General features: G+C 47.1%; 19 protein-coding genes. 9 read left to right on the top strand and 10 right to left on the bottom strand.

Translation table 11 applies throughout. The features are described from left to right. Nucleotides 1-278 precede the first annotated feature (278 nt). Nucleotides 279-746 carry a hypothetical protein gene (locus R2Q26_RS01850; RefSeq protein ID WP_317534704.1) on the top strand — a complete coding sequence of 156 codons (468 nt, stop codon included), beginning with the start codon at nt 279-281 and terminating at the stop codon, nt 744-746. Nucleotides 747-776: 30 nt separating this feature from the next. Then, a complete protein-coding gene (locus tag R2Q26_RS01855) occupies nt 777-2,039 on the top strand; it encodes a cytochrome P450 (protein ID WP_317534705.1) in 1,263 nt (420 codons plus the stop codon). 131 nt (nt 2,040-2,170) lie between these two features. Here the strand turns inward: R2Q26_RS01855 and R2Q26_RS01860 are convergent, their stop codons facing one another. From R2Q26_RS01860 to R2Q26_RS01905, 10 genes are all read right to left on the bottom strand, one after another. Then, nucleotides 2,171-2,548 (bottom strand): DDE-type integrase/transposase/recombinase, encoded by a 378-nt coding sequence (locus R2Q26_RS01860; RefSeq protein ID WP_317534706.1) that lies wholly within the window; start codon nt 2,546-2,548, stop codon nt 2,171-2,173. A 470-nt stretch (nt 2,549-3,018) separates the two neighbouring features. Then, nucleotides 3,019-3,939, bottom strand: coding sequence for a CysB family HTH-type transcriptional regulator (locus R2Q26_RS01865; protein WP_317534707.1), 921 nt, complete (start codon nt 3,937-3,939; stop codon nt 3,019-3,021). 36 nt (nt 3,940-3,975) lie between these two features. Further along, nucleotides 3,976-5,049: a sulfate ABC transporter ATP-binding protein gene (locus R2Q26_RS01870; RefSeq protein ID WP_317534708.1), complete on the bottom strand. Its 1,074-nt coding sequence runs from the start codon at nt 5,047-5,049 to the stop codon at nt 3,976-3,978. Between the two features lie 3 nt (nt 5,050-5,052). Beyond that, on the bottom strand, nt 5,053-5,934 hold the full coding sequence (gene cysW, locus R2Q26_RS01875) for a sulfate ABC transporter permease subunit CysW (protein WP_317534709.1): 882 nt from the start codon (nt 5,932-5,934) through the stop codon (nt 5,053-5,055). Nucleotides 5,935-5,944: 10 nt separating this feature from the next. Beyond that, complete coding sequence (gene cysT / locus R2Q26_RS01880) at nt 5,945-6,778, bottom strand: sulfate ABC transporter permease subunit CysT (protein ID WP_317534710.1); 834 nt, start codon at nt 6,776-6,778, stop codon at nt 5,945-5,947. Between the two features lie 22 nt (nt 6,779-6,800). Next, a complete protein-coding gene (locus tag R2Q26_RS01885; protein WP_317534711.1) occupies nt 6,801-7,673 on the bottom strand; it encodes an EAL domain-containing protein in 873 nt (290 codons plus the stop codon). A gap of 281 nt (nt 7,674-7,954) precedes the next feature. Then, entirely contained in the window at nt 7,955-8,878 is a 924-nt protein-coding gene (locus R2Q26_RS01890; RefSeq protein ID WP_317534712.1) for an EAL domain-containing protein, read from the bottom strand. 246 nt (nt 8,879-9,124) lie between these two features. Continuing rightward, nucleotides 9,125-10,123, bottom strand: a complete 999-nt coding sequence (locus tag R2Q26_RS01895; RefSeq protein ID WP_317534713.1) for a sulfate ABC transporter substrate-binding protein — start codon at nt 10,121-10,123, stop codon at nt 9,125-9,127. Between the two features lie 43 nt (nt 10,124-10,166). After that, complete coding sequence (locus R2Q26_RS01900; RefSeq protein ID WP_317534714.1) at nt 10,167-11,786, bottom strand: alginate export family protein; 1,620 nt, start codon at nt 11,784-11,786, stop codon at nt 10,167-10,169. A gap of 131 nt (nt 11,787-11,917) precedes the next feature. After that, entirely contained in the window at nt 11,918-12,169 is a 252-nt protein-coding gene (locus tag R2Q26_RS01905; RefSeq protein WP_317534715.1) for a YezD family protein, read from the bottom strand. A 934-nt stretch (nt 12,170-13,103) separates the two neighbouring features. On the opposite strand from R2Q26_RS01905, the gene R2Q26_RS01910 reads away from it, so the two are divergent. From R2Q26_RS01910 to R2Q26_RS01940, 7 genes are all read left to right on the top strand, one after another. After that, nucleotides 13,104-15,569 carry a multicopper oxidase domain-containing protein gene (locus R2Q26_RS01910; RefSeq protein ID WP_317534716.1) on the top strand — a complete coding sequence of 822 codons (2,466 nt, stop codon included), beginning with the start codon at nt 13,104-13,106 and terminating at the stop codon, nt 15,567-15,569. Next, entirely contained in the window at nt 15,566-16,573 is a 1,008-nt protein-coding gene (locus R2Q26_RS01915; protein ID WP_317534717.1) for an SCO family protein, read from the top strand. Before R2Q26_RS01910 ends, R2Q26_RS01915 begins: the two co-directional genes overlap by 4 nt. A 185-nt stretch (nt 16,574-16,758) precedes the next feature. After that, nucleotides 16,759-19,137: a multicopper oxidase domain-containing protein gene (locus R2Q26_RS01920; RefSeq protein WP_317534718.1), complete on the top strand. Its 2,379-nt coding sequence runs from the start codon at nt 16,759-16,761 to the stop codon at nt 19,135-19,137. A gap of 159 nt (nt 19,138-19,296) precedes the next feature. Then, entirely contained in the window at nt 19,297-20,271 is a 975-nt protein-coding gene (locus tag R2Q26_RS01925; protein WP_317534719.1) for an SCO family protein, read from the top strand. 220 nt (nt 20,272-20,491) lie between these two features. Further along, nucleotides 20,492-22,978 (top strand): multicopper oxidase domain-containing protein, encoded by a 2,487-nt coding sequence (locus R2Q26_RS01930; protein WP_317534720.1) that lies wholly within the window; start codon nt 20,492-20,494, stop codon nt 22,976-22,978. A gap of 541 nt (nt 22,979-23,519) precedes the next feature. Then, on the top strand, nt 23,520-26,171 hold the full coding sequence (locus tag R2Q26_RS01935) for a multicopper oxidase domain-containing protein (RefSeq protein ID WP_317534721.1): 2,652 nt from the start codon (nt 23,520-23,522) through the stop codon (nt 26,169-26,171). Between the two features lie 222 nt (nt 26,172-26,393). Then, nucleotides 26,394-26,624, top strand: a complete 231-nt coding sequence (locus R2Q26_RS01940; RefSeq protein WP_317534738.1) for an SCO family protein — start codon at nt 26,394-26,396, stop codon at nt 26,622-26,624. Nucleotides 26,625-26,736 lie beyond the last annotated feature (112 nt).

Consider the following 26,736-nt stretch of genomic DNA (forward strand, 5'->3'; position numbering starts at 1 on the left):
AACAGATTTCATTCTGTTTTTAGCTTGCCTGTCAAGGAGATTAAACTGACTTTAACAAGCGCTGGCTGCTTGATAAATTGTGGTCCAGAAATCAAGAAGAGGAAGATCAACGATATAACCAAAAGTAGCGTTTCTTTCTGTTAGTGAAGAAGTCATTGGTGGTTGAAGGTGTTATAGGCAACTGTGAAGTATTAGCAATATCAACAAGTATCTGCTTTGCATGGGGTGTTTTACTTACGTTTACTGAAAATACGCGTTTAGGGAGAGAAGGAAAAGTTATGAAAAGCAAAGTGACTTCAACAGGGGTTAAATTTTGTTGTGCCATGTTAGTATCATTGGCTGTTGCCGCTGGCGCAGAAGCGGCATGCACGAATAAAACTCTCCGGGGAGACTATGGTTCCACTTGTTTAGGGACAGTCAATAACGGCGCAATCAATGTGGCGCTGGTTGGGAAATTCTCGTTTGATGGTAATAGCATGGGCTCAGCCGTAGATACAGCGAGCATTGGTGGTACAGTATTTCGGGATCGTAACATAACGCTGACTTACAATATTGAACCTTCATGCCGTGGAACGGCAACACTTACTATTGTCAATCCACCAGGTGTTTTCAATTCTACAAATTTCGACCTGGTATTGACTAATAAAGGTGGTATCTCGGGAGGACGCATCGCTACAGAGATCCAGGCGATAGAAATCGATAGTGGCAGTTTAGTTACGTGTGCGCTGTCGAGAATAGAGCAGTAGCCAAAATTATTATGCTGAGGGATTTGAACTATGTCATTCTTATCAGAATTTAGCAGGACCGAGGTCGGACCGAAACAGGCCCAATTATTCAACATTTGGGTACGGCAACATACGCTGGAATTATTCGCCGAGCTGCGTGCGAATGAACCTAATTTTGTCGTTACTGCAAAAGGACCTATCGTAGTGACCCAGTTCCGTGATGTACAAGAAGTGTTATCACGGCCGACCGTCTTCACGGTGCGTGGTTATGCGCCCAAAATGGACCCTTCCGTCGGGCCTTACATGTTAGCGCGAGATGATACTGCACTGAACCAGCGTGATAAATCCGTTATGTGGACCATGTTGCGGCGGGAAGATTTACCTAATGTCCGTAAAATGGTAGCGGATCTGGCCGATAAAGCCATTACCGCAGGTTTGTCGCAAGGAAGATTGGAAGTGGTGTCCAATGTATCGCGTAAAGTCATCCTCCAAATGACCGGGGCGTACTCGGGATTCCCTGGCCCCGATATCGAAACCATGATGCGCTGGTCTCGAGCCACTCAAAACGATATGTTCCACAATTTTCCGCAAAACGACGAGGCCGTGCATCAAGCCTCGGTACAGGCAGGAGCAGAGATGCGCGCCTATTTGCAGGAATTGATACCACAGCGTCGAGCTGAGTTGGAGAAGAATCCAGAGCTTGATGATACACTGTCACGCCTTCTGAAAACCAAATTCCCTGATATTGCTGGCTTTAATGAAGAACGTATCATCTCGAATATCATGGGCCTACTGGTTGGCGCGGGAGAAACCTCGTCTGCAGCAATCGTACAATCGCTGGATGTTTTGCTAGATCGCCCTAACGAATTTAATCTGGCAAAACAGGCCGCGCAGGATGGCAATGATGAATTGCTCAGTAATATTGTATGGGAAGCATTGCGCTTCAAACCACAGGCGCCATTTGTGGTCAGAATTTGTGCCGAACCCTATACTATCGCTGCGGGGAGTACACGGGCCGTGACAGTGCAACCTGGTATGGTGGTGCTGGCTTCGATTGCTTCCGCTATGCACGATGAGAATGAATTAGTGCATCCCAACGAATTCCGCACGGATCGACCAGACTATCATTACATGCACCTGGGCTATGGCCATCATCGCTGTCTTGGCGATCATATCAGTAAGGTGCAGGTTCCCGAGATCATGAAACGCCTGTTGCTCCGGAAAGGTTTGCGACGTTCACCTGATGATTTGGGTAGACTGGATTTTAAAGGCGGTTCGTTTCCGGAAGCATTTTATGTCGATATGGACAGTTAGAGACTTCGTCGCATTAAGGGAAAAAACGCATATTGTGGATGAATAATTCTGCCATTCTTAAAAACAAGGCAGTTTATCCTGTAAATGTATAAAATGATTGTGAAAAAGATATCATGATAGCTTCTCCATCATCATCTGAACATGGTAATCATGTGTTTCATCACGAAACCTGTTAACACATTTTTAACCGAATAAAAAGCTTTAAAGTTAAGCATCATTTGTACGATTTGCTTTATAAGACGGTGATTCTGATCAACGATATTGTTGAGATACTTGATCTGGCATGCATGGATAAATAGGTAGGTCTCGATATTATTGATTTTTATTACTATCCGTTTAAACAAAATTAAGGTTAGATTATTGTGTGAATGGTGGTTTTCTGAAGATGGTGGTGGAGTTGCCGATTCTTTCAGCATTTTTCTCGCGAAGATATTGGCACAGATCATTCTCGTCCATTGTTGCATGGAAAAGGAATTTGGAAATGACTGTTCAACCAAATATGCCAACATTAGGCGATAATCGTTACCGTAACATGAATTACTGTTCAATTCTTACTGGTATCGAGAAAGCATTTTATTTTGAGATTCTATTTGATTGACTTGAAGAAAAGATCGAGCTGCTAACGTATTTTGTACAGATCAGCGATAACTTGAGCAGAAGATTCAGATTTGTTGGAAAGGAAGACAAACTGTTTTCCTTCTTTTTTCCTTCTTCTATGGTGCGCAAACACAGCATAAGTATCCCTTGAGATCTCAAAATGACGGCAGGTAAATGGCACATTTCCAGATGTGCTCGCATGTTCAAATACTTTTAATTAACGAGAAATATCTCGTTGTGCTTATAGATTCATCAGTAACTCCTTAAAACAGTTCAATTTATCAAAACTGTCAACCAAAGTCGTAATATTCATAGCTTAAATTTATTAATAGAAAATTTAGGCAATCAAGATATCGTACAGTGCTATCTTTTTGGTTAGTTATTAGAATGATTTATCGTTTCTTTTAATGGATTTGCTGAGTGTAGGGATGCAAAGCTCTATGAAACAATAGGCAAAGTCACGTAAATAGTGGTTCTGGAGAATCGAGATATAAGTTGTATTTTTCTCAAATAGATGTGAGCTATCCAGTTTGACGAGCAAGGAATCTCGTTCTGGCACAAATGCTACCGATGCAATAATGCCAACACCCATTCCAAGTGCGACATAGGTTTTAATCACATCGGCATCCAAGGCAGACATGGCGATATCGGGAGATAAACCTGCTTGAGCGAATGCTTGATCGATCCGTGATCGCCCGGTAAATCCGTGGTGATAGGTGATGATCGGAAATTCTGCGATGGCTTCGAGCGTAAGGGGGTGAACTGACTGCAGGGGATGTCCTGTAGGCACAATGATGACATGGTGCCATGTGTAGTAGGGAAAAGAGATCAAATTGGTTGTATTTTCCAATGCTTCCGTTGCGATACCAATATCTGCCTGGCCGTCAAGCAGCATGGATACAATTTCACTTGGACTGGATTGGTGCAGTACCAGGTGCACCTTGGGAAATGCTTTCTTGAACTGCCGTACTACAGGTGGCAAGGCATATTGCGCCTGGGTGTGGGTTGTAGCGATGGTAAGCTGACCTTGATCGTACTGGCTAAACTGTTCAGCCAGGCGTTTGATATTTCGGGTATCCAGCAGGATACGCTCAACAATCTTGATCAGTTCCTTACCGGGCTCAGTTAACCCAGTCAAGCGCTTGCCTTTGCGAATAAATAATTCAATACCTAATTCATCTTCCAAATCCTTGATATGCTTGCTGACACCGGATTGTGAGGTAAATAAGGCATTGGCGACCTCCGTCAGATTGTAATGATGACGAACGGTTTCACTTATGATACGAAGTTGCTGAAAATTCAATGTTCGATCCCTTTGCTAATATTGAATTGCGCTATATTAATGCAGCTGATGGGGGAACAAATCAAGGCGGCGCGGTTTGATAAAAACCTGATCACCCTTTACTAACTGCAAGTCGCGGAACCGCTCCTTGCTGATTTCAACTTGAATGAGACTCTTATTTTGATTGTTTTGGTGCGCCAATTCCAGTCTGACAACCGGACCCACTGAGAGAATATGAACGACATGCGCTGGCAGTGCCGATTCGCCATTAATGGCGCGGTCGACTTCGATATCGTGCGGCCGCACATAAGCGACTGCAGCTAGATTTTCAGCCTCAGCATGTTCAGGGGCATCGATTGCAACATCGCCAATCCAGGCACGGCCTTGATGTACCCGACCATGGAACAGGTTAACGTGTCCCAGAAACTCATACACAAACGGATTGGCCGGACGCTCATAGACTTCATCGGGTGTGCCGACCTGTTCAATCCGCCCTTCGTTCATAACTACTACTCGATCAGATACTTCCAGTGCTTCTTCTTGATCATGGGTGACAAAAATACTAGTAATATGCATGTCATCATGCAGTCTTCTTAGCCAAGTGCGCAATTCCTTGCGCACTTTGGCATCGAGTGCACCGAAAGGTTCATCCAATAGCAATACTTTGGGTTCTACCGCCAAAGCGCGCGCCAAAGCAATTCGTTGGCGTTGCCCGCCGGAGAGCTGGTGGGGATAGCGGTTTGCCAGCCAGTCGAGTTGCACGAGTTTCAGCAGATTGGTGACGCGTTCATGGATTTCCTGATCTTTCAGACGATTCTGTCTGGGGCGAACACGTAATCCAAACGCGACATTCTCAAAAATTGTCATGTTGCGGAATAGCGCATAATGCTGGAAAACAAAGCCCACCTGCCGATCTCGGATATGTTGGCTGGTAGCGTCTTCATTATTAAACAGCACTTGACCTGAGTCGGCTGTTTCCAGTCCGGCAATGACACGCAGCAAAGTAGTTTTGCCAGATCCTGAAGGTCCCAGTAACGCAAGGAGCTCGCCTGAATGAATTTCCAGGTTGATGTCGCGTAATGCAGCAAATGTGCCGAATTGCTTGGAGAGATGACGGATTTCAATGCTCATGAATTAATTTTCCTTTTTGATGGATTCTTTTTGATGGATTACTTTTGACTCTAAGAAAGTTTTGATGGCAAGTGTGATCAGGGCGAGTAATGCCAGCAGGGATGCGACTGCAAAGGCTGCGGCATAGTTGTATTCGTTATAGAGAATCTCAACGTGCAGCGGCAAGGTGTTGGTGCTGCCGCGTATATGCCCCGACACCACTGAAACCGCGCCGAACTCACCCATGGCGCGTGCATTGCATAGAATGATGCCGTACAACAGACCCCACTTGATGTTGGGAAGAGTAATGCGCCAGAACGTCTGCCAGCCATTTGCACCCAATGCCACAGCTGCTTCCTCTTCTTCGGTTCCCTGTGCCTGCATGAGTGGGATCAATTCGCGCGCAATGAAGGGCACTGTCACAAAAATTGTTGCCAATACTATGCCGGGTACCGCAAAGATGATTTTGAGATCATGCTCGGCTAACCATGGCCCTAACCACCCCTGTAAACCGAAAAGCAGTACATAGATTAGACCGGCAATGACGGGAGAGACCGAGAAAGGCAGATCAATGAGCGTGATCAGGATATTCTTGCCGCGAAATTCAAATTTGGCGATAGCCCAGGCCGCCGCGATGCCAAATACCAGATTAAGTGGCACAGCAATGGCGGTCGCAGTCAGCGTCAGTTTGATGGCTGCAACTGCATCTGGGTCTATGATCGCGGCAAAATAAACATCTACACCTTTTTTGAGTGCTTCATAGAATACCGAAACCAAGGGTATGAAGAGGAATAATGTCAGAAACGTAAGCGCTAATCCGATTAGTGTCCAGCGTACCCACACGGGTTCCTGGGTGAGGGCTGTTTTCTGTACTTTGCTAGGGTAGGAGATAGTTATCGTGGTCATAGGAGAATTCTCACGCTAATGCGTTGCGGCGGCGACTCCACCATTGCAACAGGTTGATAATGAGTAGCAGAATGAAAGAGATGGTCAGCATGACGACAGCAATGGCGGTGGCGCCAGCAAAGTCATACTGCTCGAGCTTGGTAATAATCAATAACGGGGTAATTTCCGAAATCATCGGCATATTGCCCGCGATGAATATGACGGAACCATACTCTCCGATGGCACGCGCAAACGCCAGTGCAAAACCCGTCAGGAGGGCAGGAAAAATCGTTGGAAAAATGATCCGCAAGAAAGTCTGCAACCGATTCGCACCGAGCATGGCGGCCGCTTCTTCCAGTTCTGTTTCGATATCTTCCAGCACGGGCTGCACTGTGCGGACCACGAATGGCAAGCCAATAAAAGTCAGCGCCACATAAATACCAATAGGGGTAAAGGCAACTTTGATCCCGAGCGGTTCGAGTAACTGACCGATCCAGCCGTTACCAGCATAAAGGGCTGTAAGGGCGATTCCCGCCACGGCAGTAGGCAGGGCAAACGGCAGATCTATCAGGGCATCGACTATCCTTTTGCCAGGAAAATGATAACGAACCAACACCCAGGCTACCAGCAGTCCGAATACCGCGTTAGTTAGTGCGGCGGCAAACGAAGCACCAAAGGTCAGTCGGTACGAGGCTAACACGCGCGGTGTCGTTACTGTCGCCCAGAATTCCAACCAAGTCAGTTCGGCTGTTCGAATGAATGCCGCCGAAAGTGGGATCAGTACGATCAGACTTAGATAAAGAATTGTAAAACCCAGCGCGAGATTAAATCCTGGTAATACGCTATGCTGTTTGAATGTACTCACTTTATAATTCCTATTAGAAGATTCAAATTTTCTTGCCTACTTCGGGTGTTTGTGCCAAATCCGGATACAAGATTTCTTGGATTGATCGGGACGAAATCGTGTGAATGGCTCGTGCTGGTTCACTGAGAAAATTACCTTGGAGATAACTAGCGCCAAGACGTTTGGCAGCCGTTAACTGTTCGAATGTTCCAATATCCCATACCAGAACCTTGGCACCAAAATGGTGAACAGTTCTGATGATGTCATTGATTACATGGTGATATAACAGATAGGATGCTTTGATCCGTACGATATCCGGATATAAGCTACCTAGCTCTGACATCCAAGCGCTACTTGAACCCTTATAATAAGTGGCTGCAATTTGGTAGCCGTGTGAGTGATAATTGTTAATCACTTTCTGCAGTAATTCCCAGTCATCATTAATGATGGAGGGAATCTCAATCGTAACTCGGGAGGTTCTTATGCCTATCAGGTTAAGAAAATCTTCAAACGCACGACCGTGATCGACCTTAACACTTTCCAGAAGTCGCGGGTGTACGCCTACAAATAATTTTTTATCTGAACTGGTGGCTTTATTGAAATAATTGAGTGCGTGCACTGCCCGGCATAAGCGATCCAAATTAACCAATTGTTCATCACTTGTCGCTTGAGCAAAAATTTGCCAGGGTGAGAGCGAAATTTCTCCATTCGACTCCGAATGAATATGGGCAGCGTGCCCTATAGTCTTGTTTTGAGCAACATCGATAATGGGTTGGAAAGCACTGGTTAGTTTGCAACGATAGAATTGCCCACTTATCCAGCCATCTTCGGCACGTTCCAGAGAGTAGTCTGTAGCCGATTGAATTAACTCAAATTCATCTTTAACTATAAAAGTTTTGGAAGTGGAGGTATTCATGGAAAAACTCCTGTTAAATGAGGCATCAATATGTGTTGCTGCAGGAGATGTTTTTGATGAGGGTGAGCATTTCAGTTCCTATTTTTAGATTGTCTGCATGATTTTATTCATGTGTCTTGATCAACCTGATTTTTCAAATAGCTCACCAAAATCAAAAAGCTTTATTGCCACGTAAATTGCAGCCATGAGATGCAGTTGGTGCGATGGTTGCAACTGTTAACGAAGCACAACAATAGAGTGATCCCCAGAAAGCCAGCATCAGATTTAAGCCTGATAAAACATTATCTTGATTTAATGTATCCATCTTTTAGTCCGTTGTGAGTTCTTTTGTAAAAATAATCTGATGCCAAATCTTCTTTATTTTCTTTAATGAGCTGCGGTGAAATCGTATAAATGTCGCGCGTGGGTTTGCTGAGAAAATTGCCTTGTAGATAATCAACCCCTGCATGGACAGCTTCGGTAGCTTGATCGGCTGTTTCAATATCGTATACAAGAACAGTTGTGTTAAAACGATGGATTGTTTTTATCAGAGGAGCTGCAGCGTTATGCCGTAACAGATCTCGTATTTGAATACGCATGATGTCTGGGTAGAGACCACTAAGTTCCATCATGAGCTCTAACATCCAATCATTACTCTCGCTGCTAAAATTAGTTGCAATCTGATAACCGCGAGAGCGATAGTTTTGGATGACTTTCCTGAGAAATTTCCAATCGTGATTGGTTTCATGAGGAAGTTCGATGACTACGCGCGAGGTGGGTACCTCAATCAGGTTCAGTACGTGCTCGAATGCTTGGCCATGATCATCTTTGACACTTTCCAGTAGTCGTGGCTGCACATGGACAAACAATTTGTTATTCTGATCGGACGTACGGTTGAAATAATTAAGGGCATGGATTATCCGGCATAAACGATCCAGCTTGGCAAGTTGATTCTCTTCCGAAGAAAGAGCAAAAGTATTCCATGGAGCGGAGGTAGCTTGTTCATTTAACTCAGAACGAGTATAAGCTACATGACCTATAGTTTTGTTTTCGGTTGTGTCAAAAATAGGCTGAAAAACACTGGAAAGCTGGCAATTATAAAAAAATCCTGTAACCCAGTCTCCTTCGGAGCGTTGTACCGGATAGTCGGTAGCTTTCAGGATACGCTCTAGTTTGCGTGACAATCCTTCTGTGTCAGCAAAGATACCAATGGTTGATATATACATAGAAAAACTCCTATTAATAAGGTATTGGGCTCACACTATGACAATCAATCGTATGTCGCCTGAAAACATGCGTTTGAGAAATCCTTTTTTGAGCTCTCTCCAGTGCTCGATTTCTGTATACCCTTATACAATCGCCTGACATTTAAGCGATTCGATATGATCGCCGCCTACAATTAATACGCTCATGTTATTTCCTTAAAGTACGTTCAAATTGGGAGTGCTGCTTGCACAACACTCCTTGCATGGTTATTTCAGATAAATTTGATCAAATGTACCGCCGTCATCAAAGTGGGCTTTTTGCGCATTTTTCCAACTACCGAATGCGTCATCGATTTTGAACAGCTTGATGGCCGGGAACTGCTTGGCATACTTTGCAGCGATCTTTTCATTTATTGGCCGGTAGAAATGTTTGGCAGCAATTTCCTGGCCTTCATCCGAATAGAGGTGCTGGAGATATGCTTCAGCGACCTTGCGCGTACCTTTCTTGTCGACAACTTTGTCGACCAGGGCAACAGTAGGTTCTGCAAGGATACTGAGTGAGGGTACGATGATTTCAAATTTATCCTGGCCATATTCCTTGAGTGCCAGGAACGCTTCGTTTTCCCAGGAAATGAGCACATCGCCGATACCGCGTTCGATGAATGTAGTGGCTGAACCACGTGCGCCAGAATCCAGTACCGGCACATTTTTAAAGATATCCGTGACAAATTCTTTAGCTTTAGCTTCGCCAAAATTCTGTTTGCCGTATTCCCACGCAGCGAGATAATTCCAGCGCGCACCCCCAGATGTTTTAGGGTTAGGGGTGATCACTGCAATACCTGGTCTGGCAAGATCATTCCAATCTTTGATGCCTTTTGGATTTCCCTTGCGTACCAGAAAAATAATGGTTGAGGTATAAGGTGAGCTGTTATGGGTCAAACGAGTTTGCCAATTCTCTGGTAGAAGCTTGCCATGCGCTGCTATTGCGTCGATATCTCCCGCCAATGCGAGGGTGACTACATCCGCATCCAGTCCATCAATCACAGAGCGCGCTTGTTTGCCGGAGCCTCCATGCGATTGCCGGATAGTGATTTTCTCACCAGTCTGTGCCTGCCAGTATTTACTGAATGCGGGATTGAATTCCTGATAAAGCTCGCGTGTTGGATCGTAGGAAACATTCAATAAAGCTTTATCTGCAGATGCGTTACTTCCAATCAGTAAGCTTGCTACCAGCAGGGTAATTTTTAACCATTTGTTTGCTTTCATGCTTTTTCCTTTAATGTATAAGGTTTGAGTTATTTGAACGCTCTTATTTAAATGCTCGAATCGATACTTCCACGTAGAAAAAATTTGAGCTGTCTCTGGATTCTCCTAATGCCGCCAGTTGTCTGTTTTTGGTGAATTCCCCGTTTATAAAGTGCGAATACCCAATAGTCGTATCGACCAGCGGCGCCAATTTGTAGTTAACGCGTGCATTGATTGATTGCCCGATAAAGTCCCCACTTTGGCCGGTTGGATCGCGATTGAAGGGGTTAGGGGTTGAAATGTTTAGAAAATTGTTAAATCGATCAGTGTCACTAGCTAGCCAGAACCAGCTATAACCGCCATCGATGGACACATCCCTATGGGGTGAAAACTCAAATACTATTTTGGGCGCCTTGATGTTTTCCATGACGATATAGTCATCGGGTGACCAGGGACGGGAAAATCCGAAGAAGCGTTCAAAACGATTATCGACATTGTCTTTAGGATTGCGGTCACCACTGACAAAACCATAAAAGGCGCTGAGCCTGGGTTTCCAGGCATGTTTGAAGGAGTAGCCAAACTCAAGCAGATAAGCCCAGGCTGATTTTTTCTGACCATTATCGCTGCCAAATTGATAGATTGCCCCCAGATCGAAATCGATGTTGGTATACGGCAGCACGCCGTAGGCACGGATGGCTGGTGAATAGATATCACGCTCAGCCTGCCGCCCATCTCTGCCATCTTGCTTGAGACCCATGAAATAGGGCTGCAGCGTGATGATGTCAGACCACTTGCGCCAATGTCCGACTGCACCATAGAACCATTGACTTTTATTACGTCCATCAAAAGCATCGATTTCGCGAATGACAGGCTGCATGCCCCAAGCATCGAATTCCCAGTCATTGCCCTCTTGCCCGAAGGTAACACGAAAACCTTCAAAATTATTGGTGGTGTTGCGCCATTGATTGTTACCGAGCAAGCGGCGGTCTACTGCCTCCCAAGCCATGCGGCCACCACGAATTCGGATTGGGCGGTTATTTCCCAGGTCGTCCGTTCCCAGTGCATCCTTGAAATACAGTTCACCGTAGGTTTGAATCAACTCATATTGGTTCCAGTCACGGTTATCTCTGGGAAACTCGCTGTTATAACCTCGCGAATCCTGAAATTCAATCGCCATACGAAACGGATCGAGAATATGTCTGATCCCCACGTACGCGCGGGTGCGCAGCAGGAATTGGTTATCGACTAAGAGTCTGTTGCGACGGATATCACCATCACGCAGCTCATACCGCGTGCGGTGATCGAACCCAAAATCCAGCCAGTGGAGATCCTTAAATTCAGGATGTTCAGTTCTGGCCATGTTACGCACATAGCGGGGTGGATCAGATTCAGGGTGCGTAGCATAGCTGCGCGCACGCTGAAAATAGGTTGTCTTCTGCGGAGCATCTGCTTTGGCAGCGGCAGGTTGTGCAGTTGATTGCGCATCTCGCTGCGTTGCCGCTTGTTCCTTAGGTTTGATTGCCCATTTGTAGGAATCACCTTCAGTTGCTTGTACCACTTGTAACATGGGCTGCTGCGCAACCTGAGAATTTTTAAGTGTTACAGAACCTCCATTTGCCTGAATCGAGGCAATAGGCAATACATTTGCTGCAATAAGCAAAATGGTTCGCCAAGAATATTTCATTCATTTCTCCCCAATGTTCTTCCGGTAATCCAGTCAGACCATTGCTGTGTATTTTTTTCTTTCTCCAGTTTTCTGGTCGAGGCGATGCTAGGTTTCTGATAAAACATGATTTGAGTTAAGTTGTTAATTTGTTATTTGATTTTGCGAATAAGGTCAGCGTGATGGATGCGAATTTTTTCGCGACACTCGATTTGCATGACCTGGCCGTCATGAATCACGATTTCGACTGAGCCAAATTGAATACGGGCAATAGCTTGCAAGATCTCCTGCTTGATCTCTTGTGAAATCGATTGACTGTTTTGTGGTGTCGTGCTGTTTATCATTGCGTTGAGATAGTGTATTGATTCTATGGATGCAAACTTTACCAGCCATTCTTTATGCATAGAAATAATATTATTTCATTTGCTTATCACAATTATGTATATAGAAAGATAAAGATTAATGTTACCGCTTGATTAACCACAATAACTTGAAGCCTTGGTAATTTTTATGGCGCTCGGTTAGCAGCAGAAGGGGCAATATATTCAATGAATGTTCAATAAGTAACTACTGGGAAGTTGCCTATTGGCAACATTTGGTGTCGAAATTATTTACACCATTGTGTATATAGGATGATAAGGGTTAATGTAACTGATTAATTAATCACAATAACTTAAAGCCTTGGTAATTTTTATGGCACTCAGTTAGCAGCAGAAGGGATAATATGTTCAATAAATTACTGCTGGAAAGTTGCTTATTAACGACATTTAGTGTCGGAATTATTTACACTGAATATATAGATATTCATAATTTTATTATTTCTATTTGATTTCAATTACTTAATCTTGATGAAGAAAGCTGCCTCAAAGAAATATTGGCAAGATACCACTCATTCCCCGTTCAAAGCCGCCTGAAAGATAAAGAAAGCCTTTATCAGCAAGTAAAAAAATCCCATCCCTTATTCAAAGCTGTTTGAAAGCCAAAGAAAACCTTTATCAGTTTGTAAAGAAAATTCTTACCAGTTGTCGAGAATCTTTACATCGTGCAAATCGAAAAATTAATATCTGTATAACTCCATGTTTTATATATCAAAAAAATTATGGCATGGAATGTGCTTTATATAAAGCTAAAGGAAAGCTTAACTTCAATTGAGTTCGTAGGCACTAGTGGGGTCGGATGGATTGCAACTTTGACGTCCTAATTCATGGGATCTACGGGATCTATCATCGAAAGACGCACTTTTAGCCAACGAATAGCAGGATGGTAAAGCAAGGTTGATCTGGCCAGATCAACATTTATTTAAACGAAAGGAGATCATGTAAACGAATGGGGATCAATATGCAACTAATAATAATACTAATAAATGTTTTTCGCAGTTTGGTGGCTTCTATTATCAATGATATTTTTGCAAGTCCTTCCGTAAGGCTGGTTCGCCGAAGATTGAACAAAGCGCAGAGGCAGTGGAGCGTTACGGATGTTTTTTTTCTCTGCTTGATAGCAGCAATCCTGAATGGCACCCAGGCAGCACGTGCAAGTGGCGGATTCGATATTCCGACTGGAGCGGGACCGAGCCCGCTTTTTGGTGCAACACCATTTTCGCAAAAAATGCTATTGCTTGAGGAGATGAATTCACTGCCAATGAACAAGTGTTCGGGCTGCACTTCAACCTTACCACAACCGAGTGATACCGGGAGTTCACCGGGTAGTGCGGCGCTCGATGCGTTTCTGAAGGGACCGATTTATCCCTTTCCCACGGAGCAAGCAAACATAGTGCTACCGAATCCGTGGCAGGATTTGATTGAGACCCATACCGGACCGCTAAGTTTTACGTCAATTGAAGGGCGCCCGGCCGGGGAATTTTACGCGCATCAACGCTGGCATGAGTTCCTACCGGAGAGATACATTCAAACAGCGCAGGCCGGCGCACGTATAAACACGGGACTTCGTAACAAGGGGCAGAGACATGAGTGGAGTAAAGGTGAATTCGCGCCAGGTGGTTTGTACCATAACACCACGGGTTATGCTGGCTTTGAAGGGACCACTGCGGGTATCGAGGTACGTTTTCATCCTAAAATGCCTGTGCAGCAACCCAACTCGGTGTGGACATTCGACGGGACATTTCCACCTAAGCTAATCATGGCGCGCTATGGGGAACCCATCTTATTCCGCCATTACAATGCGCTGCCGATTGATGAGGGCGCGAACAACGGTTTTGGCAGACATACCATTACGACGCACGAGCATAATGGCCACAATCCAGCTGAGAGCGATGGCTTCGCTAATGCCTACTTCTACCCAGGGCAGTTCTATGACTATCGCTGGCCCATGATCCTTGCTGGGCACGACACCATTAATACGGACAAATCGGATCCCAGAGCGGGTGCTCCCGATGGTAAGGGAGGCATCATGCGCATTCGCGGAGACTATCGCGAAACCATGAGCACGCATTGGTTCCATGACCACATGCACGATTTCACTGCGCAAAATGTCTATAAGGGCAACATAGGGATGATGAATTATTACAGCGCACTCGATCGCGGCAACGAAGGGCTGGATGACGGTGTCAACCTGCGTTTCCCAAGTGGTACAGCCCTCGATTGGGGGAATCGTGACTATGATGTCAACCTGCTGATTGCCGATAAAGCCTGGGACCAGAACGGTCAACTTTTCTACAACATTTTTCAAACCGATGGCTTCCTCGGAGATCAAGTAACGGTGAACGGGTTGTTGAAACCTTTCTTTGAAGTGCGTGCACGCCGCTACCGTTTTCGCATTCTGAATGGCAGCATATCGCGCTATTTCAAAATTGCGCTGGTAACCTCAGCCGGCCAACGGGTGCCATTCCACATGATCGCCAATGACGGTAACGTGATGGAACATGCTGTCCGCTTCCCGAATGCTGTACTTCCGCTACAGGGTATCGCGGAGCGCTATGACATCATCGTGGATTTCAGTCAATTCCAGCCTGGTGACAAACTTTATTTTGTCAACGTAATGGAACATAAGAATGGTAGAGGTCCCAATCAAGAGATCCCACTGGAAGATATCCTGTCAGGACAATATCAGGGCGATCCAGCAGTGGGCAAATTTCTTGAGTTCCAGGTACAAGCCTACGATGGCACAGACTTGAGCATGAATCCTGCTGACTTCGAACCGGGCAAGCAAAAAATGATTCCACTGCCGACGTTTACTGCGGAAGAACTCAACAATGCAACGCATCGCACGTTTGTGTTCGGACGCTCGAATGGCACAGATGACAAGCCATGGACCATTAAGACGGATGGCGGGCAAGGATACGGTATGGATCCGCGCCGACTGTCTGCCGCACCTGACAAGGGCGGCGTTGAAATCTGGCACCTTGTGAACGGTGGCGGCGGTTGGGATCACCCAGTACATATTCACTTCGAGGAAGGTCAGATCCTGAAAAGAGGTGGATTGCCTCCGCCTGAATGGGAAAGATGGGCACGTAAAGACGTGTATCGTATCGGTGACTTACCAGATAGCCTTCAAAGCGTCGATGTCGTAATGCGCGTGCGGGAATTCAATGGTTCTTATGTGGAGCATTGCCACAATGCCACGCACGAAGACATGGCCATGCTGTTGCGCTGGGACTCCCAGAATCCGGGCCAGGTCGTTGCTATCCCCACGCCAATGCCGGACTGGGATGGAGTTAGCTATGTAGAAACCAACGTCACGGATATACCAACGTTCAAAGCCGGCGATCTCAACGCGCAAGCAGATAGAGTCGGTTTGGAAGAGGGAAACAACGGGAATAACAGTTTGAAGGGAGGAGAAAAGAAATGATAAAGGATTGTTTCGCAAGACTAAGTAGATCAAGCCTTTCAGTCAAGCACTTACTCTTCGGAATTGTACTGACTCTGGGAAGCAGCTTCACGCTGGGCGCTCCCCAGGGTTCGCCGTGGGGAGCAGATTATTTTCCTAATATTAATCTTGTCAATCAGGATGGGAAAAATGTCCATTTCTACAATGACCTTATCAAAGATAAGGTCGTTGTAATCAATTTCATTTTTACTAACTGCAAGCTTTCCTGTTCGCTGGAAACAGCGCGGTTGCGGCACTTGCAAACGCTCCTTGGTGATCGTGTGGGGCGTGATGTGTTTATCTACTCCATTACGATTGATCCAGCACATGACACTCCCGCAGTGCTCAAGCAGTATGCAGAGAAGTTTGGTGTTGGCCCCGGTTGGCAATTTTTTACTGGCAAAGAAGCAGATATTACGCTCTTGCGCCAGAAGCTGGGGTTACTCAGTCCGCAAGATCCTGCAGATCAATTGGAGAATCATAATTTAAGCGTGCTGATTGGTAACGAGGCCACAGGACGCTGGACGAAACGCTCTCTAGGCGACAATCCTCAAGTGTTGGTCAATCTGATCGGCTATCAGATGCAGAATAAGCGGATACCGCGTCAAGAGCAAAAAAGCTATGCCGCTGCGCGTGAGATCCGAGGATATTCGCCGCGGGGGGAATATCTTTTTAACACGCGCTGTAGTTCATGTCACACCATAGGCGCGGGCCACGGACTTGGTCCTGATCTGTTGCAAGTAACATCACAGCGAGATCGCGACTGGTTGTTCCGCTGGATCAAGGAGCCGGATGTGGTCTTGGCTGAAAAAGATCCCATCGCGCTGGCGCTTTATCAGAAATTCAAGGAATTACCCATGCCGAATCTGCAGCTAAGTGACGGCGAGGTAGCAGCACTCATCGACTATCTGGAGAAGCAAAGCAGATTCATTACCAAGAGTAACGAATCGAAATGGCTTCTTATCAGCGGTGAGAAGAGAAAGTAGCACCAATCTGCGCGGATGGCATGCACTCTTGCCATCCGAATTCAGATGATCTGTTCCAGGAAGCAGTAGCAACATAAGTCAAGGCATTAAGTATTGATCCGGCCAGCTGGGACCTTAGCTGGCTAGAGCAATGAAGCTGTAATTATAAGAAGTAGAAGTCATCACAACAACAAAAGGAGGTTACTATGCAATTAATAAATTTGTCTGGTAGCTTGGAAACTTCTGCTATCAAAAATCATTCAGCCACAAAGCCACAGTACCGACGATCAAGCAGGATGCAGAAACAAATGAAGGGACTGGGTTTTTTTCCCCTCTGTCTAACTGCAGCAGTCCTGTATGGCGCCTCATTAGCACACGCATCTGGCGGATTCAATATTCCGACCGGAGCACCACCGAGCCCGCTCTTTGGTGCAAAGCCATTTTCGCAAAAAATGCTGCTGTTTGAGGAGATGAATTCACTGCCACTGAGCAAATGTTCTGATTGCGCCTCAACCTTGCCGCAGCCCAACGACACCCACAGCTCACCGGATAGTATGGCGCTCGATACATTTTTGAAGGAACCGATTCATCCCTTTCCAACGGAGCAAGCGAACATAGTGATGCCGAATCCGTGGCAGAGTTTGATTGAAACCCATACCGGGCCACTCAAATTTTCAGCAACCGAAGGGCGCCCGGGAGGAGAATTTTACTCCCATCAACGCTGGAATGAGTTTCCACCGGAGACATATGTTCAAACAGCGCAGGCCGGTGCACGCACAAACACGGGATTTCGTGACAAGGGGCAGAGACATGGCTGGAGCAATGGCGAATTCGCGCCGGGTGGTTTGTACCATAACACCACGGGTCGTGCTGGCTCTAAAGGGACGACAGCTGGCATCGAGCCACGTCTTCATCCCAAAATGCCTGTGCAGCAGCCTAATTCGGTGTGGACGTTTGATGGGACATTCCCACCCAAGTTGGTTGTAGCACGTTATGGCGTTCCCATGGTATTTCGCCATTACAACGCACTGCCGATCGATGAGAAGACGAACAACGGCTTTGGCTTTCATCTCATCTCAACGCACGAGCATAATGGCCACAATCCGGCTGAGAGCGATGGCTTCGCGCATGCCTACTTCTACCCAGGGCAATTCTTTGACTATCGCTGGCCTATGATCCTCGCTGGGCACGATACCATCAATACGGACAAATCGGATCCCAGGGCGGGTACTCCCGATGGGAACGGCGGCATCATGCGCATTCGCGGAGACTATCGTGAAACCATGAGTACGCATTGGTTTCACGACCACATGCTCGATTTCACATCGCAGAATGTCTATAAAGGCAATGCTGCCATGATGAATTATTACAGTGCGCTCGACCGTGGCAACGAAGGGATGGATGATGGTGTCAACCTGCGTCTCCCGAGTGGCACCGCTCTGGATTGGGGGAATCGTGACTATGACGTCAATCTGGCGCTTGCCGACAAAGCGTGGGATCAGAACGGGCAGCTTTTCTTTAACATTTTTCAAACCGATGGTTTTCTCGGAGATCAGATGACGGTGAACTGGGCGTACAAGCCTTATTTTGAAGTGCGTGCGCGCCGCTACCGTTTCCGCATCCTGAATGCCAGCGTGGCACGCTGGTTCCAGGTCGCGCTGGTGAATGCAGCCGGACAACCGGTGCCGTTCCATATGGTCGCCAATGATGGAAATTTGATGGAACATGCTGTCCGCTTCTCGGATGCTGTACTTCCATCACAAGGCATCGCGGAACGCTATGACATCGTTGTGGACTTCGGTCAATTCAAGCCCGGTGACAAACTCTATTTTGTCAACGTGCTGGAACATAAGGACGGCAAAGGTCCCAATAAACAGATCCCGCTTGACCAGGTGGTATCAGGAAAATATAAGGGTGATCCGGTAGTTGGCAAGTTTCTCGAGTTCCGGGTGAAAGCCTACGATGGCGTAGATTTGAGCATGAATCCTGCCGATTTTGAGCCAGGGAAGAAACAAATGATCCCGCTGCCGGGATTCACCGCTGAAGAACTCGCAAATGCAAAACATCGCACGTTTGAATTCGGGCGCGCGAATGGCTCAGATGACAAACCATGGACCATCAAGACCGATGGTGGGCAAGGGCTCAATATGGATCCGCGCCGGTTGTCTGCCGCGCCTGACAAGGGCGGCATTGAAATCTGGCACCTTAAGAACGGTGGAAATGGTTGGAGTCACCCAATACATGTGCATTTCGAGGAGGGTCAGATTCTCAAACGCGGTGGACTGCCTCCGCCTGAATGGGAGAAATGGGCGCGTAAAGACGTGTATCGCATTGGTGATATGCCAGACACGCTTGACAGTGTTGAATTTGCGATCCGTGTAAGAGAATTTGTGGGTACATATATGGAGCATTGCCACAATACCACGCACGAAGACACGGCCATGCTGTTGCGTTGGGATTCCCAGAATCCTGGCCAGGTCATTGCTATCCCCACTCCGATGCCGGACTGGGATGGTGTTGACTATGTAGAAACCAACGAAACAGATGTACCTTCTTTCAAGACCGGTGATGCTAACGTGAAATAGCAAGAAGCTGGACTGATTGAAGAAGTGAAGAGACCTCTGCATAACTGGCTTTTTGGATAGTTTTAGTGTTTTTAAGTGATTGATTCTTTGAATCATACATACACAGAAAGACTCTAAAAACACAGTAATGCGGAGGTCTCATGAATAAAGGAGAAAGAAATGATGAGAAAAAGTTTAGTAGGGCTATTGAGGTCAAACCTGTTAGCCATTCTCTTCTTCATCGGAATAGCCCTGGCACTTGAGAGCGGCCCCACGCGGGGCGCTCCACCGGGTTCACCGTGGGGGGCGGATTATTTTCCTAATATTAATCTTGTCAATCAGGATGGGAAAGATGTCCGCTTCTATGATGACCTCATCAAGGGTAAGGTAGTTGTGATCAATTTCATCTTCACCAACTGCAAACTTTCCTGTTCGCTGGAAACAGCGCGGTTGCGGCACTTGCAAGCGCTCCTTGGTGATCGTGTGGGGAGTGATGTGTTTATCTACTCCATTACGATTGATCCGGCACATGACACTCCTGCAGTGCTCAAGGAGTATGCAGAGAAGTTTGGTGTTGCCCCTGGCTGGCAATTTCTTACTGGCAAAGAAGCGGATATTACGCTCTTGCGCCGGAAGCTGGGGTTACTGGGTTCGCAAGATCCTGCAGATCAATTAGATAATCATAATCTGAGCGTGCTAGTTGGTAACGAGGCTACGGGACGCTGGACGAAACGCTCTCTAGGCGATAATTCTCAAGTGTTGGTCAATCTGATCGGCTATCAGATGCAGAATAAGCGGATGCAGCGTGAAGAGCAGAAAAGCTATGCCGATGCGCGTGAGATCCAAGGGTTTTCGCGGGGGAATTATCTTTTTAATACGCGCTGTAGTTCATGTCACACCATAGGCGCGGGCGACAGACTTGGTCCTGATCTGTTGCAAGTAACATCACAACGAGATCGCGACTGGTTGTTCCGCTGGATCAAGGAGCCGGATGTAGTCTTGGCTGAAAAAGATCCCATCGCGCTGGCGCTTTATCAGAAGTTCAAGGAATTATCCATGCCGAATCTGCAACTAAGTGATATCGATGTAGCAGCACTCATCGATTATCTGGAGAAGCAAAGTAGATTAATTACCAGTAGTAACGAATCGAAATAGCTTCTTATTAGCGGCAAGAAGAGGAAGTAGCAGCAACCTGACCGGATGGCATGCAGTCTTGCCATCCGAATTCAGGTGATCTATTCCAGGAAGCAACTGTGCTTCTTCCTGTCAATAAGTAAATATAAGGAGGCGCTCAGTATCGATCCGACCGGCTGAATTAGCTGGCTGGGCAATAACAATAAAGGAGTTATTCAAACGGAAACAAAAGGAGGTTACTATGCAATCAATAAATTTATCTGGCAGCTTGGCAGTTCCTGCTATCAACTATCATTCAGCTACAAGGCCGCAGCGCCAACGATTAAACAGGATGCAGAAACAAATGAAGGGCCTGGGAGTTTTTTCCCTCTGCCTGACTGCAGCACTCCTGTGCGGTGCCTCGTTAGCACAAACAGGTGGTGGAACAAGTGGCGGCTTTGACATTCCGACTGGAGCATCACCGAGCCCACTCTTTAGCGCCACCCCTTTTTCGCAGAAAATGCTGATGCTTGAGGAAATGGGCTCACAACCCCTGGTTGAATGCCGCGATTGCACCTCGACTTTTCCAGAGCCAAACAATATCAGGAGTTCTCCAAATGGAGCAGCGCTTGATGCGTTTCTGAGGGAGCCGATCCATCCCTTCCCGACAGAGCAAGTGAATATAGCACTGCCGAATCCTTGGCAGGAGCTGATTGAAACTCATACCGGCAAACTAGATCAAACGGCGTACGAAGGGCGCCCACCTGGCGAATTTTATGCCCATCAGCGCTGGCTTGAGTTCTTTCCGCAGGTATGGATACACACAGCCCAGTCTGGCGCACGCAGAAACGAGGGACTGCGTAATGATCAGCAGCGACATCGTTATGCCGTAGGTGAATTTGCGCCCGGCGGTCTCTATCATAACACTACGGGGACTACTGGTTTTGAAGGGAGCACCGCTGGGATCGAGGTGCGTCTCCATCCCGAATTACCTGTCCAGAATCCGAATTCGGTATGGACGTTTGACGGTACCTTCCCACCGAAAATGATTATAGCGCGCTATGGTGAGCCCATCCTGTTTCGCCATTACAATGCGCTGCCGATCGATGAGGGCGCGAACAACGGCTTTGGCAGACATACCATTACGACGCATGAGCACAATGGCCACCATCCAGCCGAAAGTGATGGTTTCACGGCGGCTTTTTTCTTTCCGGGCCAGTTTTATGACTATCGTTGGCCTATGATCCTCGCTGGGCACGATACCATCAATACGGACAAATCGGATCCCAGAGCAGGTGCTCCCGATGGGAAGGGAGGCATCATGCGCATCCGTGGGGATTTTCGCGAAACCATGAGCACCCACTGGTTTCATGACCACATGTTCAATTTTACGGCACAGAATGTCTATAAAGGCAATGCTGCCATGTCAAATTTCTACAGCGCACTCGATCGTGGCAACGAAGGGCTGGATGACGGTGTCAACCTGCGCTTGCCGAGTGGCACCGCCCTTGATTGGGGGAATCGTGACTATGACGTTAACTTGATGGTTGCCGACAAAGCCTGGGATCAGAACGGCCAACTTTTCTTCAACATTTTCCAAAATGATGGCTTCCTCGGAGACCAGATGACGGTGAACGGATTGCTCAAACCTTTCTTTGAGGTGCGGGCGCGCCGCTACCGTTTCCGTATCCTGAATGCCAGTGTAGCGCGCTGGTTCAAAATTGCGCTGGTGAATGCAGCCGGCCAACGGGTGCCGTTCCATATGATCGCCAATGATGGTAATGTGATGGAACATGCTGTCCGCTTTCAGGATGCTATTCTTCCGTCACTGGGCATCGCGGAGCGCTATGACATCATCGTAGACTTCAGTCAATTCCAGCCAGGTGACAAACTCCATTTTGTCAATGTGCTGGAACATCAAAATGGCAGGCGGCCTAATCAAGAGATCCCACTGGAAGATATCCTGTCAGGGCAATATCAGGGCGATCCAGCAGTGGGCAAGTTTCTTGAGTTCCGGGTACAAGCCTACAACGGCAAAGACTTGAGCATGAATCCTGCTGATTTTGAGCCAGGCAAGAAACAAATGATTCCGCTGCCGACGTTCACCGCAGAAGAGCTCAACAATGCGACGCATCGCACGTTTGAATTCGGACGTGCGAATGGTGAAGATTTCAACCCATGGACCATTAAGACCGATGGCGGGCAAGGGTTTACTATGGATCCGCGCCGGCTATCTGCCGCGCCTGACAAGGGCAGCGTTGAAATCTGGCACCTTGTGAATGGTGGAGCCGGTTGGAGCCACCCGATACATGTGCACTTCGAGGAAGGCCAGATTCTCAAACGCGGTGGACTGCTTCCGCCCGAATGGGAGAAATGGGCGCGTAAAGACGTGTATCGTATTGGTGATTTGCCAGATACGCTTCAAAGTGTTGATTTTGCTATCCGTATAAGAGAATTTGTGGGTACATATATGGAGCATTGCCACAACACCACGCACGAAGACACCGCCATGCTGCTGCGTTTTGACTCCCAGAATCCGGGCCAGCTCATTGCCATCCCCACGCCGCTACCGGACTGGGATGGCGTTACCTATTTAGAGACCAATACCACGGATATACCAACCTTCAAAATCGGTGATCTCGACGCGAAAGCAAATAGAGTCGGTTTGGAAGCAGTGGGCAATGGAAATAACGGAAATAACGGAAATAACGGAAATAACAACAATAACGGCAATAACGGAAATAACTGAAATAATGGAAATAACGAATTGAAGGAAGGAGGCAACATGAATAATGGTAAAGACCGTAGTAAAGGCAGCAACAACGATGTGTCAATATCCAACAGCGGAAATTTTCACGCCAGCCAGAGCTCTAACTCTGTAGGCGAGCATGACGATGGGGGATACAGGCCATAAAGGAAAAGTTCGCAGTAAATGAGGCAATGATTGCTGAGGAGAAGCCTGGCTGGACTATGGAGGTCAAAGCTTCCAGCTGGACTCTTTCTCTTTCCAATCATGCTGATGTTGCTGATGTCTACTTTACAACTACCTTATCAAAGATAAGGTAGTTGTAATTAATTTCATTTCGCGAAAGCAGATAGAGTCGGTTTGGAAGGGGGAAACAACGGGAATAACAGTTTGAAAGGAGGAGAAAAGAAATAATAAAAGATCGTTTTGCATGAATGGAGTTATCTATGTAGAAACCAACATCACGGATGTACCAACATTCAAAACTGGCGATCTTGATACGGGTAATGATTAGGAAGAAATACGCTGAAAGAAGGAGAGAAAAATGATAGAAGATCGTTTTACAAGACTAAGTAGATCAAGCCTTTCAGTCAAACTCTTACATATAGAAAATTTATCCAAACCCAAGCAGGTATTCCGACGATTACGCAGAGTCCAGAGTCAAATGAGCATTAGGAAAGCTTTGCTGCTCTGTTTGTCCGCAACAACCTTCTACGGCACCTCATTTCCTACCGCAAATAGTGCGAAGTTCGACATTCCGACTGGAACATCACCGACCCCGCTTTTTGGCGCCCCCCCTTTTTCGCAAAAAATGCTGCTGCTTGAGGAAATGGGCTCACAGCCCTTGGTTGAATGCCGCACTTGCACCTCGACTTTACCGCAGCCAAACAATATCAGGAGTTCTCCAAAAGGAGCAGCACTCGATGCATTTCTGAAGGAGCCGATCCATCCCTTCCCGATGGAGCAAGCAAATATAGTGCTGCCGAATCCGTGGCAGGATTTGATTGAAACCCATACCGGGCCGCTCAATTTTACGGCAATCGAAGGGCGCCCACCTGGGGAATTTTACGCCCATCAGCGCTGGCTTGAGTTCTTTCCGCTGGTGTGGGTACAAACAGCCCAGTCTGGCGCGCGCAGAAACGAGGGATTGCGTAATGATCAGCAGCGACATCGCTATGCTGTAGGTGAATTTTCCCCAGGCGGTCTGTATCATAACACTACAGGTCGTGCTGGTTTTGAAGGGAGCACTAAGGGTATCAAGGTACGTTTTCATCCCAGAATGCCTGTGCAGCATCCTAATTCAGTGTGGACGTTTGACGGTACCTTTCCACCGAAACTAATCATGGCGCGCTATGGTGAGCCCATCCTGTTTCGCCATTACAACGCACTGCCGATCGATGAGACGACGAACAACGGTTTTGGCAGACATACCATCTCGACGCACGAGCATAATGGCCACAATCCGGCTGAGAGCGATGGCTTCGCGCATGCCTACTTCTACCCAGGGCAATTCTTTGACTATCGCTGGCCCATGATTCTCGCTGGGACCGACACCATTAATACGGACAAATCGGATCCCAGAGCAGGTACTCCCGATGGGAACGGCGGCATCATGCGCATTCGCGGGGACTATCGCGAAACCATGAGCACGCATTGGTTCCATGACCACATGCAGGATTTCACATCGCAGAATGTCTATAAAGGCAACGCTGCCATGATGAATTATTACAGTGCGCTCGACCGTGGCAATGAAGGGCTGGAGGACGGTGTTAACCTGCGTCTCCCGAGTGGCACAGCCTTGGATTGGGGGAATCGTGACTATGACGTTAACGTGATAGTTGCTGACAAAGCGTGGGATCAAAATGGACAGCTTTTCTTCAACATTTTCCAAACCGATGGTTTCCTCGGAGATCGGATGACGGTGAACTGGCTGTACAAACCTTATTTTGACGTACGCTCGCGCCGCTACCGTTTCCGCATCCTGAATGCCAGCGTAGCACGCTGGTTCAAGATCGCGCTGGTAACTGCAAGCGGCCAACGGGTGCCGTTCCATATGATCGCCAATGACGGTAATGTGATGGAACATGCAGTCCGCTTTCCGAATGCAACTCTTCCATCACAAGGCATCGCGGAACGCTATGACATCGTTGTGGACTTCAGTCAATTCAAGCCCGGTGACAAACTCTATTTTGTCAATGTGCTGGAACACACGGATGGTAAAGGTCCCAATCAACAGATCCCACTTGACCAGGTGCTATCAGGAAAATATAAGGGTGATCCGGCAGTTGGCAAGTTTCTCGAGTTCCGTGTGCAAGCCTACAACGGTACAGACTTGAGCATGAACCCTGCCGATTTTGAGCCAGGCAAGAAAAAAATGATTCCACTACCGGGATTCACCGCCGAAGAGCTCAACAATGCAACGCAGCGCACGTTTGAATTCGGGCGTGCGAATGGCACAGATGACAAACCATGGACCATCAAGACCGATGGGGGGCAAGGGTATAACATGGATCCTCGTCGTGTGTCTGCCGCGCCTGACAAGGGCGGCGTTGAAATCTGGCGCCTTGTAAACGGTGGAAACGGTTGGAGCCACCCAATACATGTGCACTTCGAAGAGGGTCAGATTCTCAAACGGGGTGGATTATCTCCACCTGAATGGGAGAAATGGGCGCGTAAAGACGTATATCGTATTGGTGATATGCCAGACACACTTGGTAGTGTTGAATTTGCGGTCCGTGTAAGAGAATTTGTGGGTACATATATGGAGCACTGCCACAATACCACGCACGAAGACTCGGCCATGCTGTTGCGTTGGGATTCCCAGAATCCAGGCCAGGTCATTGCTATCCCTACGCCGATGCCGGACTGGGATGGGGTTGATTATATAGAAACCAATACCACGGATGTGTCAACCTTTAAGGTTGGTGATCTCGACGCGAAAGCAAATAGAGTCGGTTTGAAAGCAGTGGGCAATGAAAATAACGGAAACAGCGGAAATAACGAATTGGAGGAGGAAGACAACATGAATAATGGTAAAGGCCGTAGTAAAGGCAGCAATAACGATGTGCGAATATCCAACAGCGGAAATCTTCACGCTAGCCAGAACTCTAACTCTGTAGGCGAGCATGACGATGGGGGTAAAGGCCATAATGGTAGAGGTCGCAATAGGGGCGGTCATAAAGGAGGCAATGATTGATGAGAAGAAGCTTAGCTGGACTATGGAGGTGAAGGTTTGCAGCCAGACTCTTCCTCTTTGCAATCATACTGACGTTGCTGATGTTAGAAAGGCAGCGGACTATTTTCCAAATATTCCTCTTGCAAATGAGGACGGAAAAGATGTCTGCTTCTACAACTGCCTTATCAAAGATAAGATAGTTGTAATTAATTTCATTTTTACTAACTGCAAGCTTTCCTGTGCCTGGAAGCAGCGCGGTTACGACACTTGCAAAAGCTCCTTGGTGATCGTGTGGGGCGCGATGTGTTTATCTACTCCATTACGATTAATCCAGCACATGACACTCCCACAGTGCTCAAGCAGTATGCGGAGAAGTTTGGTGTTGCTCCTGGCTGGCAATTTTTTACTGGCAAAGAAGCAGATATTACGCTCTTGCGCCAGAAGCTGGGTATTGGATCTACAAGATTCAGATGATCTGTTCCAGGAAGCGACTACGCTTCCTGTCAATGAGTAAGCATATAAATAAGTGCTCAATATCGATCCGGCTGGCTGAATTAGCTGGCTGGCGCAATAACAATAAAGGAGT

Source organism: Nitrosomonas sp. Is37, from assembly GCF_033063275.1.
Lineage (GTDB): Bacteria > Pseudomonadota > Gammaproteobacteria > Burkholderiales > Nitrosomonadaceae > Nitrosomonas.

Bases quoted from the DNA above. Each gene is read 5' to 3' on its own strand.
- R2Q26_RS01920 (WP_317534718.1), top strand. From the start codon at position 16,759: ATGCAATTAATAAATTTGTCTGGTAGCTTGGAAACTTCTGCTATCAAA.
- R2Q26_RS01885 (WP_317534711.1), bottom strand. From the start codon at position 7,673: ATGAATACCTCCACTTCCAAAACTTTTATAGTTAAAGATGAATTTGAG.
- R2Q26_RS01930 (WP_317534720.1), top strand. From the start codon at position 20,492: ATGCAATCAATAAATTTATCTGGCAGCTTGGCAGTTCCTGCTATCAAC.
- R2Q26_RS01935 (WP_317534721.1), top strand. From the start codon at position 23,520: ATGATAGAAGATCGTTTTACAAGACTAAGTAGATCAAGCCTTTCAGTC.
- R2Q26_RS01915 (WP_317534717.1), top strand. From the start codon at position 15,566: ATGATAAAGGATTGTTTCGCAAGACTAAGTAGATCAAGCCTTTCAGTC.
- R2Q26_RS01870 (WP_317534708.1), bottom strand. From the start codon at position 5,049: ATGAGCATTGAAATCCGTCATCTCTCCAAGCAATTCGGCACATTTGCT.
- R2Q26_RS01895 (WP_317534713.1), bottom strand. From the start codon at position 10,123: ATGAAAGCAAACAAATGGTTAAAAATTACCCTGCTGGTAGCAAGCTTA.
- R2Q26_RS01890 (WP_317534712.1), bottom strand. From the start codon at position 8,878: ATGTATATATCAACCATTGGTATCTTTGCTGACACAGAAGGATTGTCA.
- R2Q26_RS01900 (WP_317534714.1), bottom strand. From the start codon at position 11,786: ATGAAATATTCTTGGCGAACCATTTTGCTTATTGCAGCAAATGTATTG.
- R2Q26_RS01905 (WP_317534715.1), bottom strand. From the start codon at position 12,169: ATGCATAAAGAATGGCTGGTAAAGTTTGCATCCATAGAATCAATACAC.
- R2Q26_RS01925 (WP_317534719.1), top strand. From the start codon at position 19,297: ATGATGAGAAAAAGTTTAGTAGGGCTATTGAGGTCAAACCTGTTAGCC.
- R2Q26_RS01850 (WP_317534704.1), top strand. From the start codon at position 279: ATGAAAAGCAAAGTGACTTCAACAGGGGTTAAATTTTGTTGTGCCATG.
- R2Q26_RS01860 (WP_317534706.1), bottom strand. From the start codon at position 2,548: ATGTTGGCATATTTGGTTGAACAGTCATTTCCAAATTCCTTTTCCATG.
- R2Q26_RS01855 (WP_317534705.1), top strand. From the start codon at position 777: ATGTCATTCTTATCAGAATTTAGCAGGACCGAGGTCGGACCGAAACAG.
- cysW (WP_317534709.1), bottom strand. From the start codon at position 5,934: ATGACCACGATAACTATCTCCTACCCTAGCAAAGTACAGAAAACAGCC.
- R2Q26_RS01910 (WP_317534716.1), top strand. From the start codon at position 13,104: ATGCAACTAATAATAATACTAATAAATGTTTTTCGCAGTTTGGTGGCT.